This is a genomic window from Halochromatium sp. (assembly GCF_054919635.1).
Genome location: NZ_JBUDPI010000340.1, coordinates 1 through 4,008 on the forward strand (window position 1 = coordinate 1; position 4,008 = coordinate 4,008).

The window sequence follows — 4,008 nt, forward strand, 5'->3', positions numbered from 1 at the left end:
GTGGATTCGGTTATCGGGGTGGATCGGGTTCGGATGCCAGGTCAGATCGGGTGAGTGTTTCGTTTGTTGGTCTTGGTCTTCAAGTCCCTCTCACGAGGGATCGTGCCAGCTCGCGTGGCACGGACGCGGGCCGGCACGGCGTTGGATAAGGCCGATCAGGCCAAGCAGATCAGGCGGCGAGCTCGACCAGATGCTGTTCCTTGAATTGAGCGCGATGCGCGGCATTGTTCGGATCGAAGCCGTTGGCGGCCATCTTCTCGGTCAGCCACTTCGGCATCCGGCCGCGGATGTAGATGTTCTCAGGATTGTCCGGATCGGCATAGCGGGTATAGCTGGCGTTGCTTTCATTGGCCGCGCTCCGCTGCCGACGGCGCTTGCGCCCGCTCGCGCGTCTCTGCAGGAGCTTGGCGATCTCCTCGACATCGTGGCCGCGCTCGGTGATCAGCGCTTTGATCTCGCCGGCAAGCTCGGTCTTCTCCGCTTCATGCCGGCGCTCAAGGGCCGTCTTCAGGGCCTCGCGCTGCTGGGAAATAGCCTCGAGCTGGGCTTGCAATTCATCGGCGCTGAGGTGGTTCATTTCGTCCATCAGTGGCTCCATCGTTCTGCTTGGATTTGTAGGCTTCCAGCCGCGCACTCATTGGCGCTGCTGGTTGGCGCCAATGATTTAGCCTTTTTGGGCGAAATGCAAGGGGTGTCTTTATTGGATCGCGATGCGGATTGGCTATTGGGTACCGATACGCGCTCAGGAGCACATTGATCGCTCATTGCACTCCTGCTTGCGCGTTGGCGTTATCGCTCACATTCAGAGGCGATCAGAACGAGAGATCGGGATTGCCCTGAGCGCCGCCATAGATGGCCGGACGCTCACCGTTGGCCTGCGCTGGGCCGTCGAAGCGGACATTGAACAGATCCGCATTGCCTTCGGCGATGCCCTGGTAGCGATCGATCTGGCTGCCGATACCGGGCTGTATAGCACGGACGCCGAAGCCGTCCTCGATGCGAGCCGGCTGGCTATTGAGGTCCGGATGATCGGCGCTGAGGCCTTGGTAGGCATCGGCGGCATTGGCACCGGCGGCGGCCAATGTGAGTAGAGTGGCGGTCAGGGTGGTGAGGGTCTTCATAGGTCGTGCTCCGAGTGGACGTTGGGTTGTCGACGTTCCGGCCGTTGCCGGGACTTGTCAGGGATAGAGCAGCCCCCGTGCCAACATTTACGAGCACCGTTTAATCGATTTGGAAACAGAGGGTTAGCGGGCCAGCACTGCCGTTGCGCTTACTAGCCCCGGCCCTCGCTCGGATCGGATCGTCACGGAACGTTCATCGCTTGCTCGGTTCGATTGAACGCATCGTGAAGGTTGGCTAGACCGAGACCGGCGCCGACTTCAGCGCCAGGAGCGGCGCTGGGCACTGGCGCTGGGCACTGGCTCTGGGCACTGGCTCTGGGCACTGGCTCTGGGCACTGGCTCTGGGCAATGGCGCCGGGTCGGCCCCGAGACGGCTTGCGCGCCGCTGCAAGATCAATAGGTGGGAATCGCTCATGGGTAACGAGCATGCTGACTGACGGATAGTGTGCCTCAGATTGTCCTCATCTGTCGGCAGTGCGGTACCCCCTACCGCCATTGGCGGAGGGCCGGTTGATGATCCAACGGGGATTTCACCTGTTCGAATAACGACGTCGGCACCAAAAACCCAGAGCGGACATTGTGGGTGCAGGCGCAGGGTCGCTTGGATTCCCGCCCCAGCTCCCTTACTCCCTGACAACGGACCACTCTCTTATTTGTAACATCCGATGGAAACATTCGCGAACCGGATCCGCGGCTACTACGAGGACGTCCTCGACCCGCTGGCAAAAGAATTCATGTTCCGACGACCACCCACTGTGGGCGAGTTGCGTCGACCACCGCAGATCCTGCTCTTGGGCAATCACTCATCGGGGAAGTCCACTTTCGTCAACTACCTCCTGGGTGGCGATGTTCAGAGCACCGGTGTTGCGCCGACCGATGACGGTTTCACGATCATCGCGCATGGCGACACCGCGACCGAGCGAGATGGTGCTGCCGTCGTGAGCAATCCGGACTTGCCCTATGAGGGGCTACGGCACTTTGGTGGCCAGCTGGTCTCGCATGTGCGCCTGAAGCTGCGCCCCGCTGAGCTACTCAAGACAGTGACGCTGATCGACAGCCCAGGCATGATCGACGCGGCCAAGGCCGAGAACGAGCGCGGTTATGACTTCCCCGGGGTGGTGCGTTGGCTCACCGAACGAGCCGACCTTGTGATGGTCTTCTTTGATCCGGACAAGCCCGGGACGACGGGCGAAACCCTCCAGGTCTTTCGCGAGTCCCTGGCAGGCATCGACCATAAGATGTTGATCATCCTGAACAAGGTGGACCAGTTCCAGAGCTTGCACGACTTCGCGCGGGCCTATGGGGCCCTCTGCTGGAACCTAGGGAAGATCATCCCGCGCAAAGACTTGCCGATGATCTATAACACCTTTGTACCGCTGAGCGACACGCCGAAGGGGCGCCTGCCGATGGAGGACTTCGACAAGGCGCGCAACGACCTGATCGGTGAGTTACGCCGCGCACCGACCCGGCGGATGGACAATCAGATCACACAACTTCAGGCCTATGCCGAGCGGCTTCGCCTGCACGCGATGGTGATCGGCGAGGCTGCGGACAGGCTCAGATCGGTCCGTGCGCGTTGGGCGGGTCTCTCGATCCTGCTCTTGGGCGGGCTGAGCGCTGCCGCGCTTGCCACGGGCATGCTCGTAGCGTTGCCAGGGGTTGCATTGGCCGCCGTCCTGGCATTCGTTTTCATCGGGTACATGACGCTCCCGCGAGCCAACCGGCGTCTGATTGCTCGCTTCGACCAAATCTTCGAAGAGCTGCACGATCGAGAGTTGCTGTTGCGCGACCGGTCAGATGACTTGCGCATGATGTGGGAGGAGGTCGGCCCACGCGCCCGCGAGATTGCTGAAAAGAGCGGCCTCCAGTCGTTCGAGAAGATGCGTTTGGACGACCGCGAGCAGCTTGAGGAACTGACAGGCAAGCTGATCCCGCAGCTTCGAAGCGAGCTCTACCACGCCATGCGTGATAGCGAAGCCCCCGCCTCGGACCCGGATCGTCCGGCGACGCTCGCTGGTACAGAGCCGCGCCGTCTGCGAGTGGTCGAAGGTGTCGGGTCCGAGAGGCCCAAGCGTAAGACCTTCTTCTGCGGTGAGCAGGCTGGGGCGGATTGACTGGGCCCAAGTCGCGGATGCCCGGGCGCGCACGCTTGGCCTGCGGAAAATAGTGACTCACCAGCAAATCTGGGGATATCGCGCCTAGTCCATTCGGCCTCCTTTCGCTCCTGAAGAACAGCTGCCGCGGTCGAAGCGACGGTTGATCTGATCCAGGGCCAGGCGCTGAGCCAGCCGGCCGCCGACACCCCAGACCTCAGCGACCGGGATCGGCGCGAGCAGCCGGGCGATCTCGGCCGCGGGCAGTATCTCCAGATCGCAGACGCCAGGCGAGACCGGGTCCTGCTTGGCGAGATGGTTGGCGAGCTTGGCCAGGCTCTTGGTCGGGCCAATGCCGACACACACCGGCAGCCCGGTCCAGCGCAGCAGGGTACTTTGGATGCGCTGGCCGATGATCGCGACCTGCTGGGACATAGCACGATCAAGACGACCAAGCGCAATGCGCACCTGGGACTCGAACGGGGACAGTGCGCGGTCAAGCTCCTGGAGCCATCGTCACATTCTGGTCACACCGACCCTGAGCAGGCTCGACTAAAGCTTGCGCGCACCCGGCAACCGATTGAAAAGATGAATAAATATGGCGCCCTCGACAGGATTCGAACCTGTGACCTACCGCTTAGGAGGCGGTTGCTCTATCCTGCTGAGCTACGAGGGCGAAGAAGGCTGTCTGACAAGCCCGCGTTTGGCTCGACAAAGGCCAAAGCCTAGCGTCATGCTTCTGGCTTGATTCAATGGTAACCCCTGTGACCACGACCGACCAAGCCAAACGCACC

The 4,008-nt window shown here is 61.7% G+C and carries 5 protein-coding genes and 1 tRNA gene; 1 reads left to right on the plus strand and 5 read right to left on the minus strand.

Annotated elements, in window-relative coordinates:
• Positions 1-169: 169 nt before the first annotated feature.
• From ACY693_RS16190 to ACY693_RS16200, 3 genes are all read right to left on the minus strand, one after another.
• Entirely contained in the window at positions 170-586 is a 417-nt protein-coding gene (locus ACY693_RS16190; RefSeq protein WP_462322846.1) for an H-NS histone family protein, read from the minus strand.
• Between the two features lie 226 nt (positions 587-812).
• Positions 813-1,121, minus strand: a complete 309-nt coding sequence (locus ACY693_RS16195) for a hypothetical protein (protein WP_462322847.1) — start codon at positions 1,119-1,121, stop codon at positions 813-815.
• Between the two features lie 235 nt (positions 1,122-1,356).
• Positions 1,357-1,536: a hypothetical protein gene (locus tag ACY693_RS16200; RefSeq protein ID WP_462322848.1), complete on the minus strand. Its 180-nt coding sequence runs from the start codon at positions 1,534-1,536 to the stop codon at positions 1,357-1,359.
• Between the two features lie 250 nt (positions 1,537-1,786).
• Here ACY693_RS16200 and ACY693_RS16205 point away from each other — a divergent pair, with 250 nt between their 5' ends.
• Positions 1,787-3,235, plus strand: coding sequence for a dynamin family protein (locus tag ACY693_RS16205; RefSeq protein WP_462322849.1), 1,449 nt, complete (start codon positions 1,787-1,789; stop codon positions 3,233-3,235).
• A gap of 84 nt (positions 3,236-3,319) precedes the next feature.
• Here ACY693_RS16205 and ACY693_RS16210 read toward each other — a convergent pair whose 3' ends face one another.
• Both ACY693_RS16210 and ACY693_RS16215 read right to left on the minus strand, forming a co-directional pair.
• Positions 3,320-3,649, minus strand: coding sequence for a Y-family DNA polymerase (locus ACY693_RS16210; RefSeq protein ID WP_462322850.1), 330 nt, complete (start codon positions 3,647-3,649; stop codon positions 3,320-3,322).
• A 164-nt stretch (positions 3,650-3,813) separates the two neighbouring features.
• Positions 3,814-3,890 (minus strand) — tRNA-Arg (locus ACY693_RS16215).
• Positions 3,891-4,008 lie beyond the last annotated feature (118 nt).

Bases quoted from the DNA above. Each gene is read 5' to 3' on its own strand.
- ACY693_RS16190 (WP_462322846.1), bottom strand. From the start codon at position 586: ATGGACGAAATGAACCACCTCAGCGCCGATGAATTGCAAGCCCAGCTC.
- ACY693_RS16195 (WP_462322847.1), bottom strand. From the start codon at position 1,121: ATGAAGACCCTCACCACCCTGACCGCCACTCTACTCACATTGGCCGCC.
- ACY693_RS16200 (WP_462322848.1), bottom strand. From the start codon at position 1,536: ATGAGCGATTCCCACCTATTGATCTTGCAGCGGCGCGCAAGCCGTCTC.
- ACY693_RS16205 (WP_462322849.1), top strand. From the start codon at position 1,787: ATGGAAACATTCGCGAACCGGATCCGCGGCTACTACGAGGACGTCCTC.
- ACY693_RS16210 (WP_462322850.1), bottom strand. From the start codon at position 3,649: ATGTCCCAGCAGGTCGCGATCATCGGCCAGCGCATCCAAAGTACCCTG.